Origin of the sequence: Sphingopyxis selenitireducens, from assembly GCF_051550705.1 — a bacterium.
Classification (GTDB): Bacteria; Pseudomonadota; Alphaproteobacteria; order Sphingomonadales; family Sphingomonadaceae; genus Sphingopyxis.
Window position 1 is genome coordinate 360503 of sequence record NZ_JBPULG010000004.1, and the last position, 15692, is coordinate 376194.

Here is a 15692-nt window from a genome sequence, read left to right on the forward strand (position 1 = left end):
AGAGCCTCCGCGTCCGGCTTGGTTCCAGGTCGAGGCTTCAGCTGGCAGCAAAATTCTGCATGGCATTGACGTCGAAATAATCCCGCCAATTGACGATCTTGTCGCCTTCGAGCTCGAAGATGCCCATGATCATCACGCGTCCGATCTCCGTCCCGTCCGCACGCTCGAACCGGTCAAGCCGCTCGGTGAGGACGCGAGGTCCGTCGGCGGCGATTGTGAGCATGTCGATATGAACTGTCGCAATGCCCATCGACTCTTCCAGTCCATCGATCAGGGCAATGGCCTCTTCGACCCCGGTGGTAGCGGCAACGCCTTCGTTGACCCAGCGCGTATCGGGAGTGAACCAGCGACGGACCGCCGGTCTGCCGCCGTCCTCGGACATCGCGGCGCAAAAGGCCGAAACAGTTTCGATAGGGGTGGGCATTGTATATCCTCTTGGCTGATGCGGAAGGACCACAATGGCCTCCGTGTCGAGTCCAACTTAGGGATTTCTGCGGGTCGCCACGATGCAGGATGTTCCGCGATAATTGCCTGATCTTCCGAAAGGCTTGATAAGAGTGAGCAATAGAGATTAGCTGGCTCGATGGGTGAACTTGATGAAATCCGCGAGATGGCGATGCGGCATGCCGGGCAACCGAACCCCCAATTGCCAAGACTGTTCACCTACACCCTCGACCATACCACCGAGGTGGACCCGTTGATTTACGATCCGGCCGTATCGTTGGTGATCCAGGGCACGCAACGCATGTTTATCGGTGACCGGATGTTCGAATTTGGCCCTGGCCAGAGCATGATCGCAGCGGCCGAGATCGCCGCGTTGGGCCAGATCTGCGAGGCATCACAGGATGAGCCATTTCTCGCGATCGGCCTGTATATCGACCCGGCCCTGCTGTCGGACCTCGTCCTCGAAATGGCGGCGATACCGGAGTTACCGATTGAGTCGGGATACGGAATAAGTATCGCAAGCACGTCGCTTCTCGGTGCTTGGCGGAGGCTATTGGAGTTGCTCGATCGTCCCGCCGAGATCCCATTGGTCGCTCGGCCCTTGGAACATGAGCTCATGTTCCGGCTGCTGATGGGACCACATGGCGGCCTGCTCCGGCAGATTGCAGGGTCTGGATCGCGGCTGATGCATATCAGAAGGGCCATGGCCTGGATCCGCGATCATTATACCGAACGCCTCAACTTCAAGACGGTCGCTGGCTTGGCGGGTATGAGCGTGTCGGTCTTCTACGATCGCTTCAAAGCCGTGGCTGCCGTGAGCCCGCTTCAGTATCAGAAATATATCCGGCTCCACGAGGCCCGCCGTCGCATGATCGCAAACCAGGCAGGGGCAGCCGAGGTTGCGTTCGCGGTGGGTTACGAAAGCGCGTCGCAGTTTAGCCGCGAATATAAGCGTCTTTTCGGCGCGCCGCCCCGTCGGGATGCCGAAAGAGCGAAGTCCGGCCTCGGTGGCATCGATCCGACAGCGCCGCTGGCTTTCGGCAAGGATCGTGGCGCTGGCCCAAGGCAATGAAGACGCTGTCCTGCACCCCCAAAGCTCCCGCCATTGCAATCCCGCGTGACCAAACCGGCGAGACCCCAACGCCCGAAACGCATATTGCACGGCCTTGGCTCGCAAGGCGCGCGCTTCCATCTTATCCAAGCCGTGACGGCGCGGTGCGCGCATCTGGTCGGCGACTCGCTGCGGCTCGGGCCCAGGAGCGCGTGTCCCGGCGCCGTCCGCTATTGTCTCGCTGACGTCACTTTGCTCGGTGTCCCCACCGCGCAATCGTGCGGACGTACACAAGCTCGAACACGAGTTCGACAAGCGTCTGGGTCACGACAATGGCGGGCAACACCGGTATCGCGCCGGGAACGGCCAAAGCGAGTGGCAGCACAACCAGGGAATTGCGTGTGGCCGCGCTAAACGCCACCGCCCGCCCGCCGGGCGCGCCGAGCCCCGCGCCGCGCGCTACCAGCCAACCCGCGATCGGCGCGATCACGGCGAAGGCGATATAGAGCGGCAGGACGCTAAGCGCGGCGGGGATCGCTGCACCCAGTTGCGGCACGACGGCGGCAATCACGATGAAGAGCACCAGCGCGGTCGCCGGAACGGGAAGGAGGGCGAGCGTCGCGGTCATGCGCTCGCCCGCCGGGCTCCGCCCGGCCCACAGCTGACATAGCATCGCCAGGACCAGCGGCAGCGCGATCAGCCACAGAAATGCGTGGACGAACGGCCCGGCCTGGACGAGCCCGGCAGCTTCATCGCCGAGGAACGCGGCAAGGTAGAAGGGCAGCAACAGCATCTGGACGATCAAAAGAGCCGGCGTCGAGGCGAGGAGGAGCCGTGCGTCGGCGCGGCCGAGATGCGCGAAGGTCACGACATAATCGATGCAGGGGCACAGAAGAACGATGAGGACGCCGAGCCGGATGAGCGGATCGGCGGGCGCAAATTGTATCAATCCCGCGACCAGCAACGGCACGACGATGAAATTGACGCCGAGCAGCGCCGCGAGGAAGCGAAGATCGCGAAGAGCTTGCCCGAGCGCCGCGATCGGCACTTGCAGAAATGTCACGAACAGCATGAACGCGAGCGCCGGGTTGATCGCGGGTTCGAGCATGTGGGCACCTGGGATACCGATGCCTGCGATCCCCCCGATCACGACAGCTCCGAAATAAATCGCGATCTGCCGCATTTCGAGGAGATTGCGTATCTCGTCTTGCGTCATGCCGCGACGCCTCGTGATGCGGCACGCGCGTTCCACCAGAAGCCGAGCAGGAGCAGGACCATCATTGCAATTTGTGCGATGATGGTCTGCAGCGTCGGGTAAATCCCCAGAAACTCGCTTCGCGGGAAACCCGGCCATGGCGTAACCGGAAGATATCCTGCTTCCTGGAGGGCTGCGCTGCCTTTGCCGATCAACACGACCGCGAGAACTGCGATCAACGCCGAACTATATGCGAAGAATTTGCCGATCGGGAGCGTGCGGCTGTAGCGCATCATGGCAACCGCAATCAGGGTGAGGGCCGCCGCTGCCGACGCAGCGCCGGCGATCACCGCATTGCCGTTCCCCTGCCCCCAAATCGCAGCGTAGAAGAGGATCGTCTCAAACACTTCGCGATAGACGACGACAAACGCGAGCGCGAACAGGAACCAGGCTGAACGGCGGTTGAGCGCTGCTCCCAGTTTGTCGCGGATATAACGCTGCCATGCATCGGCTTGGCTCTTGTTATGCATCCATATGCCGACCCACAGGAGGACAAGTGCCGCAAACACGCCGCCAAAGCCTTCGGTGAGTTCGCGGCTCGCGCCGCCGATCGTGATGAGCCAGGTAGCTGCGGCCCAGGTTGCGGCTCCAGCGACGAGCGCCGCTATCCAACCGCCATGCACATATGGCAGCACGTCGCGCCGGTTCGCTTTGCCGAGGAAGGTGATCATCGCGATCACGATCAAAATCGCTTCCAGTCCTTCGCGCAGGAGGATCGTGAAGGCAGCCACAAAACTCGACGTCGCCGAATCCTGACCGGGTGCGAGCACGGCTTCCGCCTCGGCAAATAGTCCGTCGAGCGCTGCGACGCGTGCGCTCACGACATCCGTTGCCTCCTTTCTGGCGATGCCGCCACGAAGGTCCGCCATTGCACCTTCGATGCGGATCATCAGCCCATTGTCCCGCACGGACAAAACCGCCTCCACGGGCTCAAATCCGTCCAGATAGGCCGACAGAGCGAGATCGGTCGCCTGCTTGGCGTCGCCGCGGGCATAGGCTGTCAACGCCTCGTCGAGCCGCGTCCGCGCGAATGTCAGCGTGCCGGCCGCCGCCGCCGCCGCCGTAGCTTCAGGATGTCGGCGGAGATAAGCCGACAGCGCATCCGCCTTGTCCGTGCCGACTTCGGCGCCAAGAGCGGCGGGCGTTACGCCGACCAGCTTCTCCAGATTTACGCGCTCGCGAAACGTCGATTCCCTGGCCCACAGCGCTTTCCCGCGCGCCGCCTCCTCCTCAGGGAAGGCGAGCGAACCGGCGTAGAATGCGAGCGCCCATCGGTCTTGCGGCGGCAAGTCGGCGAAGCTCATCATGCTCGTGCCGTCGAGACCCTGTTCGATCACCTGATAAAGCGCGAAGATGCTGCGTTCGCGTGCCCTTGTCCGGTCGGTAAAGGCGATAGGTGGCGGATCAAGGCCAACCGCCTGAGGGCCATCGCCATTCCCCGTTACACCGTGGCAACTGGAGCATTGCTGGAGGTAGAGAGCCTCACCGCGCTTCAGGTCAGGGGCCGCGGTCGGCGCAAGCGGGACCGGGTAAGCTTTGATGAGATCCGCAGCGAGTCCGCGCGCCGCCGCCGCGATGGCAGGCGCAGGCGCCTTTGCGGCAATGATCCGTTCAAGGTCACCCGCTCGCTTTGCGAGCCCGGCCTTTGCCGATGAGGCGGGCAGTTCGCGTATCAGCCTGTTTGCCGTCGCCGAAAATTCCTGCATCTCGCCATATTCGGTCTGGTTGATGATGGTCCCATTCGCGACCGCCTCGCGATAGTCGACCGCAATATAGTCGAGAAGGCGCCAAATCGTCTGGGCTGGGACGGTTTGGGCGGACGCGGGAGCGGCCACGATGAGAGCTGCCAGAACCAGAAGCGGCGAAATCGGACCAAGAATGACCCGAAAAGTTTCGCGACTGCGGCGCAATAGCGATTGGTTCGCGAATTTTGTCATGCTCTGCCACGAAGCGCCAATCGCTGGCCCCTGCGTGGCGATCCGGTTATGGGTCATACGCTCGCCCTGTTAGGCCGTTTCCCGAAAACGGCGATATTTCAAATTATGTTGAACTATTGAATCATTATGCAAGAAGATCAAGCTCTGGTTGCGTTCGCCGCCATCTCAAATCAGACACGGCTCAGGATCGTGCGGATGCTGGTCGTCGCAGGCGCTGACGGCCGTTCGGCTGGAGCTATCGGAGAAGCCTTGGGCGGCGCGCCAGCCTCGCGACTATCCTTTCATCTCGGACAGCTAGAGCGGTCCGGGCTGATTGTGAGCCGACGCGAGGGTCGATCGATCATCTATAGTGCTATCTTTCCGGCGCTCTCTGACCTCGTCGCCTTCCTGATGCGTGATTGCTGCGAAGGACATTGCGCTGTTTGCGACAAGGCCATCGAGCTGTTTTCCAAATGCACAGGACGTCCGACCGGTCCGATCGACTAGACTGGACCTAATGTTCCGTGAGGTCGTCGTAGATCGTGCAGCAGGATGACGCGCCGCCCGCACAGTCGGTCTCGCAGCGCGCGACGATCAGGGCGAGCGCACGGTCGAGGGCTTTGAGTTCGGCGATCCTGGCGTTCAGCTGCGCGCGGTGATGGGTCACCGCTTCAAGCGCATTGTCGCACGACGACGGGCTCTCCCGGATCGCGATCAGCGCCTTGACCTGATTGATCGACATGCCGAAGTCGCGGCAGCGACGAATTAGGGTGAGGCGTTCGACATCCTGTCGCCGGTAGGAGCGATGCCCCCCGGCGGTACGGGCGGCTTCGGCAAGCAAGCCCACACTTTCATAGTAGCGGATTGTCGGAACCGAACAGCCTGCCGCCTTCGCCGCATCGCCGATCATCATTTCAATCGTCATCGAAGAGGCCATTCATTTAGCGCTTGCACCTCAAGTTACTTGAGGCCGCATAGGCATAATCCTGAGCCGGATATCTGGGAAGGAAAATGTGATGAAATGGAAAATGGCCCTGGGATTGGGTGTCGCCTGCGCGGCGTGCTGCGCCTTCCCGCTCCTGTTCGGTGCGGGCGCTTTGGGTGCACTCGGCGTTGCGAGCGGTAACGGCACGGCCATGCTGATCGGCGGTCTCTTGCTTGCGGCGACCGCCGCTGCCTATCTCGTGCAGCGTCGCCGCCGGCGGGCGTTGATGACGGCCTGCAACATCGACGGGTCGTGCGGCTGCAAGCCGGAAGGATCCTATTGATGGCGACGCGCATGGAAACGCCGGAGCATGGCGGCGCGGCCGAAACGGGCGCTGGCGTCGCCGCGACAATGACCTCTACGGCGGCGGTGCTGAGCTGCGCTGCATGTTGCGTGCTTCCCCTGGCCTTGCCTGCGGCAGCGCTCGCGGGCGCGGGAGCAACGCTCAGTTGGCTTGAAGGCGCCGCGCCATGGTTACGGGCGCTCTCGGTGATTATCGTCGCGGCAGCGTGGTTCATGATTTGGCGGCAGTCGAGCACAACCGGGCGAAAAGCCGCCCCGTTGACCCTCATCCTGCTCGGCAATTCGACCTTGCTGACGGTGATCGCGCTATTGTGGGAGCCGCTGATCGAAGCGCCGCTGATCGGCCTGCTGCGCTGATTTGAACCTGGCGGACCAGTTGGTGAGCGGAATAGCGATCCGGACGACATCGCCCGGAATGGTGACGATCTCGCCGCCCTTGAGGCTGAACATCGCGACGATCGTCAAGAGCAGCGCGACCACCCTTGGTGGCCGCAGAGGGAGAGGAGGGAGTGGCAAGGTGGCGGGTTGAAACCGGGAGAGAGTCTCCCGGACCCGTCGCGGAGACTTGCCATGACCCTTCTACCCACCACTCTCGCCCGCGATTCGTCCCCGGGCTACAAGGTCGACATTTCACGCGGCCAGCGCATCGGCCGCGTCTCGTCCGAATGGTTTTCGCGACCCGACGACGAGCGCTATCTTTCCCTTTCCGAGCTCTATGATGCGGTCCGCGCGCGGACCGAGACCGCGACCGCGCGCACCGTCGAGACCCGCGCCATTCGCGTCGTCGCCGCGGCCGATGAACCCGAGCGGCTGAGCTTGCTCCTGCCCGATCGCGAGGCGCCGGTCGCGCCCACGCACTGGTCGTTCGGGCAAATCTGCAGCCTTGTCGGGGCGCCCTCCGGCTATCTGCGTCAGCTTCCCGCCGCGCTTGCGGGAATCAACATGCAGCACGGGCTGCTCGCCCATCGCGGGGAACTGGTGAAGACGCTCGAGACCGGAGACGGGCGCACCGAGCTGCGCGCCGTGACGGGTTCCGACTATGGCCGGATCTGGGATCATGAGCTTGTCGCTGCGGTCATGAAGATTGCGGGCAATGGCACCGGCGACACGCGGTGGAAGGTGCCTGGCCTCCTCGACTGGTCGACGATGGTCCACAATCCCTTCGTCGAGGTTACGAAGGATACGACGACGCTCTACGCCAGCGACCGCGACATCTTCCTCTTCTTGGTCGACGACGCAAACCCGATCGAAGCCGGCCGCCTGCCCAATGGTGATCCCGATCTCTTCTTTCGCGGCTTCTACTGCTGGAACAGCGAGGTCGGCTCGAAAGCCCTCGGCATGGCGACCTTCTATCTTCGCGCCGTCTGCATGAACCGCAACATCTGGGGCGCCAAGGGCTTCGAAGAAATCAGCATCCGCCACAGCAAGTTCGCGGCCGGTCGCTTCGCGCAGGAAGCGGCGCCCGCGCTCGAACGCTTCGCATCGTCGTCGCCGGGCTCCTTCATGAAGGGGATCAAGGCCGCTCGCGCGGCGATCGTCGCGCGCGATGACGACGACCGGCAGACCTTCCTGCGCAGACGTGGCTTCTCGAAGGGCGACAGCGAGCGGATCATTCGCAGTGTTTTGCAGGAAGAAGGGCACCCGCCCGCATCGATCTTCGACTTCGTGCAGGGGATCACCGCACTGGCCCGCGAGCGGCCGCATCAGGACGGACGGCTCGAGCTGGAAGCCAAGGGCGCCAGGCTTCTGGCCTCGGTGCACTGATCTCCCCTCGCGTTCGCCGCCGGCGCGGTCCTTTCCCTGCAGAGGGAGAGGGCTGCGCCGGAGCCATGACGGGCTGGGAGCCGGGAGAGAGTCTCGCGGCGGCCTGTCAAGGAGAAGCATCATGACGAAACAGGCAAAAATCACCCTCAGCGGCGCGAGGGAAATCCCCTTCAGCGCGCTCGTGCTGAGCCAGGCCAATGTGCGGCGCGTCAAAGCCGGGGTGTCGATCGACAGTCTCGCGGCGGACATCGCCCGGCGCGGCCTCCTCCAGAGCCTGACCGTTCGCGCGCAGCGTGACGAGGAGGGCCAGGAAACCGGGCGCTTCGAAGTCCCGGCGGGCGGCCGCCGCTTCCGCGCGCTCCAGATGCTCGTGAAGCAGCGGCGTCTGGCGAAGAGCGAACCCGTCCCCTGCATCGTCCGCGAAGATGATGCCGTGTCGGCCGAAGAGGATTCGCTCGCCGAGAATGTCCACCGCGAGCCGCTGCATCCGCTCGACCAGTTCCGGTCGATGCAGAAGCTCGTCGAACAGGGCAGCGACGTCGAAACGATCGCGGCCACTTTCATGGTCACGCCGGCGGTCGTGAAACAGCGCCTCAAGCTCGCCGAGGTTTCGCCCAGGCTGCACGACATCTACGCCGAGGATGGCATGACGCTCGAACAATTGATGGCCTTTTCGGTCTCGAGCGATCACGCACGGCAGGAACAGGTCTGGGACATGCTCGCCTCGAGCCACACACAGCAGCCCTGGTATATCCGCGCGCGCCTGACCGAGGACAAGGTGCGGGCGTCGGACAAGCGCGTCCTGTTCGTCACGCTCGACGCCTATCGTGACGCCGGCGGTCATATTCTTCGCGATCTCTTCGAAAGCGATGACGGCGGCTGGCTCGAGGACGTCGCGCTGCTCGATCGGCTGCAGGCCGAGAAGCTCGAAGCCGAGGTGGCCCGCATCGCGGCGGAAGGCTGGAAGTGGGTCGATACCGCGGTCGACTTTCCTTATGGCCACACCTTCGGTCACCGCCCTCTCGCTGGCGTGGCGGCCGCGACGAGCGCCGAGGATGAGGCACGGATCGAAGCACTGCGCGAGGAAGCCGACCGGCTCGAAGACGAATGGGCGGGCGCCGGGGACATCCCCGATGAGATCAGTGCCCGGATCGAAGCGATCGACGAGGAGATCGCGCCGCTCGTCTCGAAGCCGCTGATCTATGATCCGGAGGAAATGGCGATTGCCGGTACCTTCGTCAGCATCGATGTCGACGGGTCGCTGCATATCGAACGCGGCTTCGTTCGTCCCGAGGACGAGCCGCAAGCGCCCGCCGACGAGGAAGCCACGGACGGCGCGGGTGCTGCCGGAGATGCGATCAGCGGCGAAATGCAGGAAGATGGGGCCGGCGAGACGGCGGAGGAAACCGGTACCGGCGAGGAAGAAGATCCGGACGATCTTGTCCGCCCGCTTCCCGACAAACTCGTGACCGACCTCACCGCGCACCGCACCCTCGCGCTGCGCGACGCGCTGGCCTCAAGCCCGCTGGTGGCGTTCGCGGCGATGCTCCACGCGATCGTCCTCGAATGCTTCTACACTTACGCCTCCTCGGCCAGCTGCGTCGGCATCGCGGTGCGCAATCATTCGATGGTCGGCTATGACGCGGCGCTCAATGACACAGCGTCCGCGCGGGCCATTCGCGAGCGGCACGAGGGCTGGTCGGCGCGCCTTCCCGATGCGACCGGCGATCTGTGGGACATGCTTGCCGGTCTCGACGCCGACGACCAGGCGGCACTGTTCGCGCATTGCGTCTCCTTCGGCGTCAATGCGGTGTGGGAGCCGGCCACCCGCTATAATGAAGGACGGGTGTCGGCCCGCGCGGTGGCGAGCCGGATCGAGCATTCGCACATCCTCGCGCGGGCGTCGGGCCTCGACATGGTCCGGGCGGGCTGGGTTGCCACCACGGCCAATTACCTCGGCCGGGTGACGAAGCCGGCCATTCTCGATGCCGTCGGAGAGGCGTGCGGGGCCGAAGCGGCGGGGCGTCTCGCTGGGCTCAAGAAACCCGAGATGGCGAGTGCGGCCGAGGAACTGCTCAAGGGGACCGATTGGCTCGCGCATCCCTTGCGGACGCCGGTCATCGATGAGCCCGACGGCGAGGGCGACCTGGCTGCGGCCAATGACGATGGCCCTGCAATCGAAGCGGGCCATGACGAGCTGGGCGACGACGACATCGCCGCGATCGCCGCCGAATAGCGTCACCAGCCACCATGTGGGGAGTTCGGCGCCGAGCCGGACTCCCCATTTTTTCGCTGGCCCTTGAAATCAGGACGCTCCGCGCGAACATCGGGAGTGTCCGGCAGGGGCTGCCAGACCGACGCGTGCCTTCCTGAACCGCTCGACCGGGCGGGAACGCGCGCTGCCTGTCTTGGAAGGAGCCCCCTCATGTCGAGTCCTGCAGCAGAAGTTGCGCGCCGCCTTGCCGACGATGCCGAGGCGGTCTGCCGCCGATATCTCTCCCATGGACGCCGCGAAGGCCATTATTGGATGGTCGGCGACGTCCGGAATTCGCCGGGCCGCAGCCTCTATGTTCGCCTCGCTGGCACTGCCGACGGCCTTCGGCCGGCTGGCAAGTGGACCGATGCCGCCAGCGGCGATCATGGCGATCTCCTCGACATCATCGCCGCGAGCTGCGGCCACACATCCTTTCGCGAAACGCTCGACGAGGCGCGCCGCTTTCTGAGCCTGCCTGCGGTCATGCCCGGCGAGCGAAACCCCGCTCCGCGCAAAGCGCCGCGTGGAACCCCCGAAGCGGCCCGCAGGCTATGGGCGGGATCGAAGCCGCTCACCGGCACCCTCGCCCGCGCCTATCTCGCTGCCCGCGCAATCGGCGACCTTCGCGATGCCGACTGGCTCCGCTTCCATCCTCGTTGCTTCTATCACCCGTCCGAGGACGACGCCCTCAATGTCCGCCGGTCATGGCCCGCCCTGATCGCGGCGGTCACCGACATTTTGGGGAATGTCACCGGGGTCCATCGCACCTGGCTCGACGCGGCCGCTTGCGACAAGGCACCGGTCGCTTATCCGCGGCGCGCCATGGGCCAGCTGCTCGGCCATGGCGTCCGGTTCGGCGCGGCGGCTCCAATCATGGCGGCGGGCGAAGGCATCGAAACCATCCTGTCTTTGCGGCAGATCACGCCGGCCTTGCCGATGATCGCCGCCCTATCGGCCGCGCATCTGGGAGCGCTCGCTTTTCCCGCCAACCTGAAACGCCTGTATGTCGCGCGCGACGACGATCCGGCGGGTGCAGCCGCCTTCGCAACGCTTTGCGAACGTGGTCATCCGGTCGGCATCGAGGTCATCGGGCTCGAGGCGGATCTGGGCGACTTCAACGCCGATCTCATGACGCTCGGTCGGCAGAGGATGGTCGGCTCGCTTCGATCCCAGCTACGGTCTGCGGATCTATCACTCCTGCTCTGACGGCTCTGCATCGGCCGGAAGGAAGGCGGGCGAGGGAGGGGACTGGCGCTGATGCAAGTACCACCGGGTGGCCGCGCTCCGGCCTTCGCAGGAGGGCGACTGCGGCGAACCGCACCGGGCCCGCAATGGCGGGCGGGCGACTATTTTCCGCCGGGGCGCGCGGCGCCCCTTTGCATCGCGAAACAAAATAGCCTTCGCCCGCTATCCTCCGCCTTCGGCTTCGGCCGCGGCCAAGGCCGCGGTGCAGTTCGGTACGGCGCGCCGCGAGGGGTCGCCGCGAAGGCCGCGCGAGCGCGGCACAAACCGACTGGAGACGATCATGTCGAGCCTCACTGAACCCGCCGAAGATCCTGCCGAAGCCGGCGCCACCCATCTTCTCCTTCAGGAGATGCAGCTCTTCGGACATCGCCCCTTCGAAGACGAACCCGACCCGCGCCCGCTGCCCGACGCCCGCATCGCGGCAGGCGCTGTCGCTGACATCTTCGATGCTCTTGCCAGCTGTCTCGACGACACGCGGATCGAACCCGACCTCGAAGACCTCCTCTGGAATGTCGTCAACCTGTTCCACCGCGCAGGAGAACGGGTCGAACGCAGCCTCGACGACAATGAACAGGCGCAGCGCCGGGCGCAGCGCGAACAGGACGGGAGCGAGATCCGGTCGGTCGAGCTTGAACGTCTTGTGCAACAGGGCATCAGCCTGATCGAACGCCGCGACGCCATGGAATTCTTCCGCGAAAGCGCCGCCGAACAATTCCGGGTCCATTGCCGCAAGGCCTGGTCACCGCGCACCGGATCGCGCGCGCATCACCGGTCGATGACCGCGGCGATGATCGATAGCCGCGACTTCCTCGACGCGCGGCTGCGCCAGAAAGCGGCCGCACTTCTTCCCGAGGGTACGCGCATATTGTTCACCGGCGGCGCCGACGTCGATGATCACCGGGCGATCTGGGACGCGCTCGATCGCACGCGCGACCGCCATCCCGACATGATTCTGCTCCATGGCGCGACGCCGACGGGGGCCGAGCGCATCGCCGCCTGCTGGGCTGAAACCCGCAGCGTGACCCAGGTGGCCTTTCGTCCCGACTGGAACCGCCACGGCAAGTCCGCGCCTTTCAAGCGCAACGACCGGATGCTCGAAGCGCTGCCGGTCGGGGTCATTATCTTCCCCGGCACCGGCATCCAGGACAATCTCGCCGACAAGGCCGCGAAAATGGGCCTGCCTGTCTGGGATTTCCGCGGGCGCAGACGATGAGGTGCCCGCCGCTTCCTGAGGTTGTCGGCAAAAAATGGCCTCAATCTGGTTCTATCTCCCGAATATGTTTGAAATATATTCGTAACATCCGCAAATTTGGATCCTTGTAGATCGCTATGACCAGCGGCGATCACCCGTCGCCGGCGGGACGGCCCATTGAGAGGGCATAGCTCGCAGGCCATGACGAGGAGCAGCGACGGTCGGCCGACTTGGCGACGACTGCCGTCGGCTGCCAAGGGTCGCAATGCCGACGATGGATGCTGCGCATGCTTTCGCGCTCGACATCACGCGGGTGAAGGATGCGGCGGGTCTGGCCGATCTGCTGGCGGAAGCCTGTGCGCGCATGGGCTGTTCCTGGTTCGCGCTGAGTCACCATGTGGATTTCCTTGCCGCGCCCGACCGCGGCGTGCGGGTCCATAATTATCCCGAGGATTGGGCGCGCTGGTTCGATGGCCGCCGCCTTGGCCTGACCGACCCTGTGCACCGCGCGAGCCATCGCAGCCTGGAAGGCTTCCTCTGGCGCAACATGAAGCCGCTCGCCGGCGAACGGCCCGGGGACGATCTGATCCTCAGCGAGGCGCAGCGCCACGGCATAGGGGACGGCCTCACCATCCCGGCACATATCCCGGGCGAGGCCCATGGTTCGGTATCTTTCGCCTGGAGGCCGGGCATATCCGCGAACGACCGGGCGCTGCTCTTCGCCCGCATGATCGGCGGCCCCGCCTTCGAGGCCGCCCGCCTGCTCGCCAATCCCGAACTCGCGCAGGTCGGGCCGCGACTGACCGACCGCCAGCGCGAATGCCTGATCTTGTCGGCCAAGGGCAACAGCGCGCCGAAGGTCGGACGTATCCTCGATCTCAGTCCGGACACGGTTCGCGAGCACCTTCGCAACGCGCGGCAGCGTTACGACGCGAATGGCGGTATCACGCTGACAGTGCGAGCACTTTATGCTGGCGACCTCAGCTACGAGGATATCACCGAGCGCTGAGCTTTTTTGTCCGACACCCCCCGATCATGCTATGGTGCGGATCCCGAAAGCGGTTCAATTGGACGGTCTCTTTTCAAAGGAGACACATCCATGCTTTCCGTAATCGACCATTCCAACCGCGCGCACGAGCATCAATTGCTTCGCGCGATGTTCGAGGCGCGCAAGCGCGTCTTCATCGATCTTCTGAAATGGGACCTGCCGGTGCTCGCCGACCGGTTCGAGATCGATCATTTCGACGACCCCCATGCGACCTATCTGATCGTCGGCGATCAGGACGGTGGGCATCTCGCTTCGGCGCGCCTCCTCCCCACCACGCGCCCGGCGCTTCTCGATGGTCTCTTCCCCGGCCTCGTCGACGGCATGCCACCGTCCGCTCCTGACATCTACGAGATTACCCGCTTTTGTCTGTCGCCGGGGATCGGTGCGCGCCAGCGCCGCACCGCGCGCGACACGCTTCTTGTCGGGCTCGTCGACTATGCGCTCGCCAACGGCATCCGCTCCTACACCGGCGTCGCCGAGCTCGACTGGTTCGCTCAGATCCGGACCTTCGGCTGGGACTGCAAGGCGCTCGGCGAACCCGGCATTTACGACGGCCGCGCGCTGACCTCGCTGCGGATCGAGATCGACGCCGATACCCCCGCAAGGCTCAAAGCGGCGGGGATTGTTTCAGGCCATGCTGCGACAGCGTTCGCGGCCGATGCAGCGTGAAAGGAGCGAGCCATGATCACCAATATCGCTATGGCAGATAGCCATCAGCCATCCTCCGCTACGATGCACGCGCTCAAGGAAGACGGTTATGCAATCGTCCGCGCAGCGGCGCCCGCCGAACTGATCGCGGCGATCGATCATGACCTCGAACCGCGTTACGCCGCGACGCCCTTTTGCGAGGGCGGCTTCTACGGCGAGCGCACCAAGCGCTTCGGCCGCCTGCTCATCCGCTCGCCGCACGTCGGCGCGCTGGTCATGAACCCGGCAATCCTCGCTCTTGCCGAGGCGGCGCTCGGCGACTGGTGCGAGCGCATCCAGCTCAATCTCGCCCAGGCGATCGAGCTGCATCCAGGAGCCCTTCCCCAGTTCCCGCACCGCGATCAGGATATGTGGCAGGGCACGCTTGGCGAGGTCGAATATCTCGTGAATGTTATGTGGCCGCTGACGCCCTTCACTGCGGAGAATGGGGCCACGATCATTTGGCCGAAAAGCCATGGGCTCGAAGCGCTCGTCGAGGAGCCGGCGGAAGAGCCCATCATTGCCGAGACAGTGCCGGGCGATGCTATCGTCTTCCTGGGTTCGACTCTCCACGGCGCCGGCGGCAATTATAGCCCGTCGGTGCGGCGCGGAATCATCATCAGCTACTGCCTCGGCTGGCTGAAACCTTATGAGAATCAGTGGCTCGCCTATCCGCCTGAGGTCGCGAAGGATTTTCCGCCCGAGCTCGCGGCCTTGACCGGCTATGTCCAGCATCGCCCCAACCTCGGCAACTTCGAGGGTCAGTGTCCTTCGATCCTGTTCCGCGGTTATCCCCCCGACCCGATCGCCGCCGTGGACGCGCTCCGGCCTGACCAGCAGGCGCTTCTTGCCGACTATATCGGCGACCAACGATCGGCGGGCGGAGACGGGACGCTCGCGGCATGAGCCCGGGCACCACGATGGAGCGGGTCTATCTCGACCTCAAGGCGCGTATCCTCTCGGGCACCTACCCGCCCGGTACGCGCCTCGAGGCCGCGCAACTCGCAAAGTCGCTGGCGGCCAGCGCGACGCCCGTTCGCGATGCCCTGTATCGGCTGTCGGGGGAGCGGATTATCGAGAGCTGGCATCAGGAGGGGTTTCGGCAACCTCTCCTCAATGAGGCGGATTTGGTCGAGCTTTATTGGTGGACCGGGGCTCTCCTTTCCCTGGCGCTGAAAGGGAGGACGCCGAGGCCCGATTTGGCGGGCGGTCTGATCTCGCTCGCGAATCACCAGGCCTACCCTGACGGCGTCGACTCCCTGTTCCGGACCATCGCAATCGGCAGCATCAATGGCGAACTTCGTGCTTCCATCATCAATTGTGTGGAGCGAAGCATGACAATCCGCACGTTGGAGGCTCGGGTCGACGGGTCTGTGGGCGACGCGCTCACGGCGATGGCGGACGATTACCGCTTCGGTCGGTGGAGCGCATTGCGCAGCAAAATCACGCGCTTCCATCGTCGCCGCGCCTCCTATGCCGGCCGCGTCGCGGCCGAGATCCGGCGGCGGTCCGAGCCACTGGATAATATTCGGAGAATATGAGTCGTAT

General features: G+C 64.5%; 16 protein-coding genes. 12 read left to right on the forward strand and 4 right to left on the reverse strand.

What is annotated here, in order from left to right:
• Positions 1 to 37: 37 nt before the first annotated feature.
• Positions 38 to 424, reverse strand: coding sequence for a limonene-1,2-epoxide hydrolase (locus ACSYDV_RS15010; protein WP_438324614.1), 387 nt, complete (start codon positions 422 to 424; stop codon positions 38 to 40).
• A gap of 159 nt (positions 425 to 583) precedes the next feature.
• On the opposite strand from ACSYDV_RS15010, the gene ACSYDV_RS15015 reads away from it, so the two are divergent.
• Entirely contained in the window at positions 584 to 1516 is a 933-nt protein-coding gene (locus ACSYDV_RS15015; RefSeq protein ID WP_438324615.1) for an AraC family transcriptional regulator, read from the forward strand.
• 226 nt (positions 1517 to 1742) lie between these two features.
• Here the strand turns inward: ACSYDV_RS15015 and ACSYDV_RS15020 are convergent, their stop codons facing one another.
• Both ACSYDV_RS15020 and ACSYDV_RS15025 read right to left on the reverse strand, forming a co-directional pair.
• Entirely contained in the window at positions 1743 to 2711 is a 969-nt protein-coding gene (locus ACSYDV_RS15020; RefSeq protein ID WP_438324616.1) for an arsenic resistance protein, read from the reverse strand.
• A complete protein-coding gene (locus ACSYDV_RS15025) occupies positions 2708 to 4687 on the reverse strand; it encodes an FTR1 family protein (protein WP_438324815.1) in 1980 nt (659 codons plus the stop codon). The genes ACSYDV_RS15020 and ACSYDV_RS15025 overlap by 4 nt, the downstream gene beginning before the upstream one ends.
• 126 nt (positions 4688 to 4813) lie before the next feature.
• Between ACSYDV_RS15025 and ACSYDV_RS15030 the strand changes: the two genes are divergently transcribed.
• Complete coding sequence (locus ACSYDV_RS15030) at positions 4814 to 5173, forward strand: ArsR/SmtB family transcription factor (RefSeq protein ID WP_438324617.1); 360 nt, start codon at positions 4814 to 4816, stop codon at positions 5171 to 5173.
• 7 nt (positions 5174 to 5180) lie between these two features.
• Here the strand turns inward: ACSYDV_RS15030 and ACSYDV_RS15035 are convergent, their stop codons facing one another.
• The gene (locus ACSYDV_RS15035; protein ID WP_438324618.1) at positions 5181 to 5591 is read right to left on the reverse strand and encodes a MerR family transcriptional regulator; all 411 of its coding nucleotides are present in this window, start codon (positions 5589 to 5591) and stop codon (positions 5181 to 5183) included.
• 91 nt (positions 5592 to 5682) lie between these two features.
• Here ACSYDV_RS15035 and merT point away from each other — a divergent pair, with 91 nt between their 5' ends.
• From merT to ACSYDV_RS15085, 10 genes are all read left to right on the forward strand, one after another.
• Positions 5683 to 5934, forward strand: coding sequence for a mercuric ion transporter MerT (gene merT, locus ACSYDV_RS15040; RefSeq protein ID WP_438324619.1), 252 nt, complete (start codon positions 5683 to 5685; stop codon positions 5932 to 5934).
• Positions 5934 to 6311 (forward strand): hypothetical protein, encoded by a 378-nt coding sequence (locus ACSYDV_RS15045; RefSeq protein ID WP_438324620.1) that lies wholly within the window; start codon positions 5934 to 5936, stop codon positions 6309 to 6311. The genes merT and ACSYDV_RS15045 overlap by 1 nt, the downstream gene beginning before the upstream one ends.
• Before the next feature lie 213 nt (positions 6312 to 6524).
• Complete coding sequence (locus ACSYDV_RS15050; protein WP_438324621.1) at positions 6525 to 7718, forward strand: DUF932 domain-containing protein; 1194 nt, start codon at positions 6525 to 6527, stop codon at positions 7716 to 7718.
• Positions 7719 to 7839: 121 nt separating this feature from the next.
• Complete coding sequence (locus tag ACSYDV_RS15055) at positions 7840 to 9954, forward strand: ParB/RepB/Spo0J family partition protein (protein ID WP_438324622.1); 2115 nt, start codon at positions 7840 to 7842, stop codon at positions 9952 to 9954.
• A 189-nt stretch (positions 9955 to 10143) separates the two neighbouring features.
• Positions 10144 to 11178: a DUF7146 domain-containing protein gene (locus ACSYDV_RS15060; RefSeq protein WP_438324623.1), complete on the forward strand. Its 1035-nt coding sequence runs from the start codon at positions 10144 to 10146 to the stop codon at positions 11176 to 11178.
• 319 nt (positions 11179 to 11497) lie between these two features.
• Entirely contained in the window at positions 11498 to 12430 is a 933-nt protein-coding gene (locus ACSYDV_RS15065; RefSeq protein ID WP_438324624.1) for a DUF2493 domain-containing protein, read from the forward strand.
• A gap of 244 nt (positions 12431 to 12674) precedes the next feature.
• The gene (locus ACSYDV_RS15070) at positions 12675 to 13418 is read left to right on the forward strand and encodes a helix-turn-helix transcriptional regulator (RefSeq protein WP_438324625.1); all 744 of its coding nucleotides are present in this window, start codon (positions 12675 to 12677) and stop codon (positions 13416 to 13418) included.
• Between the two features lie 90 nt (positions 13419 to 13508).
• Positions 13509 to 14126 carry an acyl-homoserine-lactone synthase gene (locus ACSYDV_RS15075; protein ID WP_438324626.1) on the forward strand — a complete coding sequence of 206 codons (618 nt, stop codon included), beginning with the start codon at positions 13509 to 13511 and terminating at the stop codon, positions 14124 to 14126.
• 12 nt (positions 14127 to 14138) lie between these two features.
• On the forward strand, positions 14139 to 15050 hold the full coding sequence (locus tag ACSYDV_RS15080; protein WP_438324627.1) for a phytanoyl-CoA dioxygenase family protein: 912 nt from the start codon (positions 14139 to 14141) through the stop codon (positions 15048 to 15050).
• The gene (locus tag ACSYDV_RS15085) at positions 15047 to 15685 is read left to right on the forward strand and encodes a GntR family transcriptional regulator (RefSeq protein WP_438324628.1); all 639 of its coding nucleotides are present in this window, start codon (positions 15047 to 15049) and stop codon (positions 15683 to 15685) included. The genes ACSYDV_RS15080 and ACSYDV_RS15085 overlap by 4 nt, the downstream gene beginning before the upstream one ends.
• Positions 15686 to 15692: the final 7 nt, after the last annotated feature.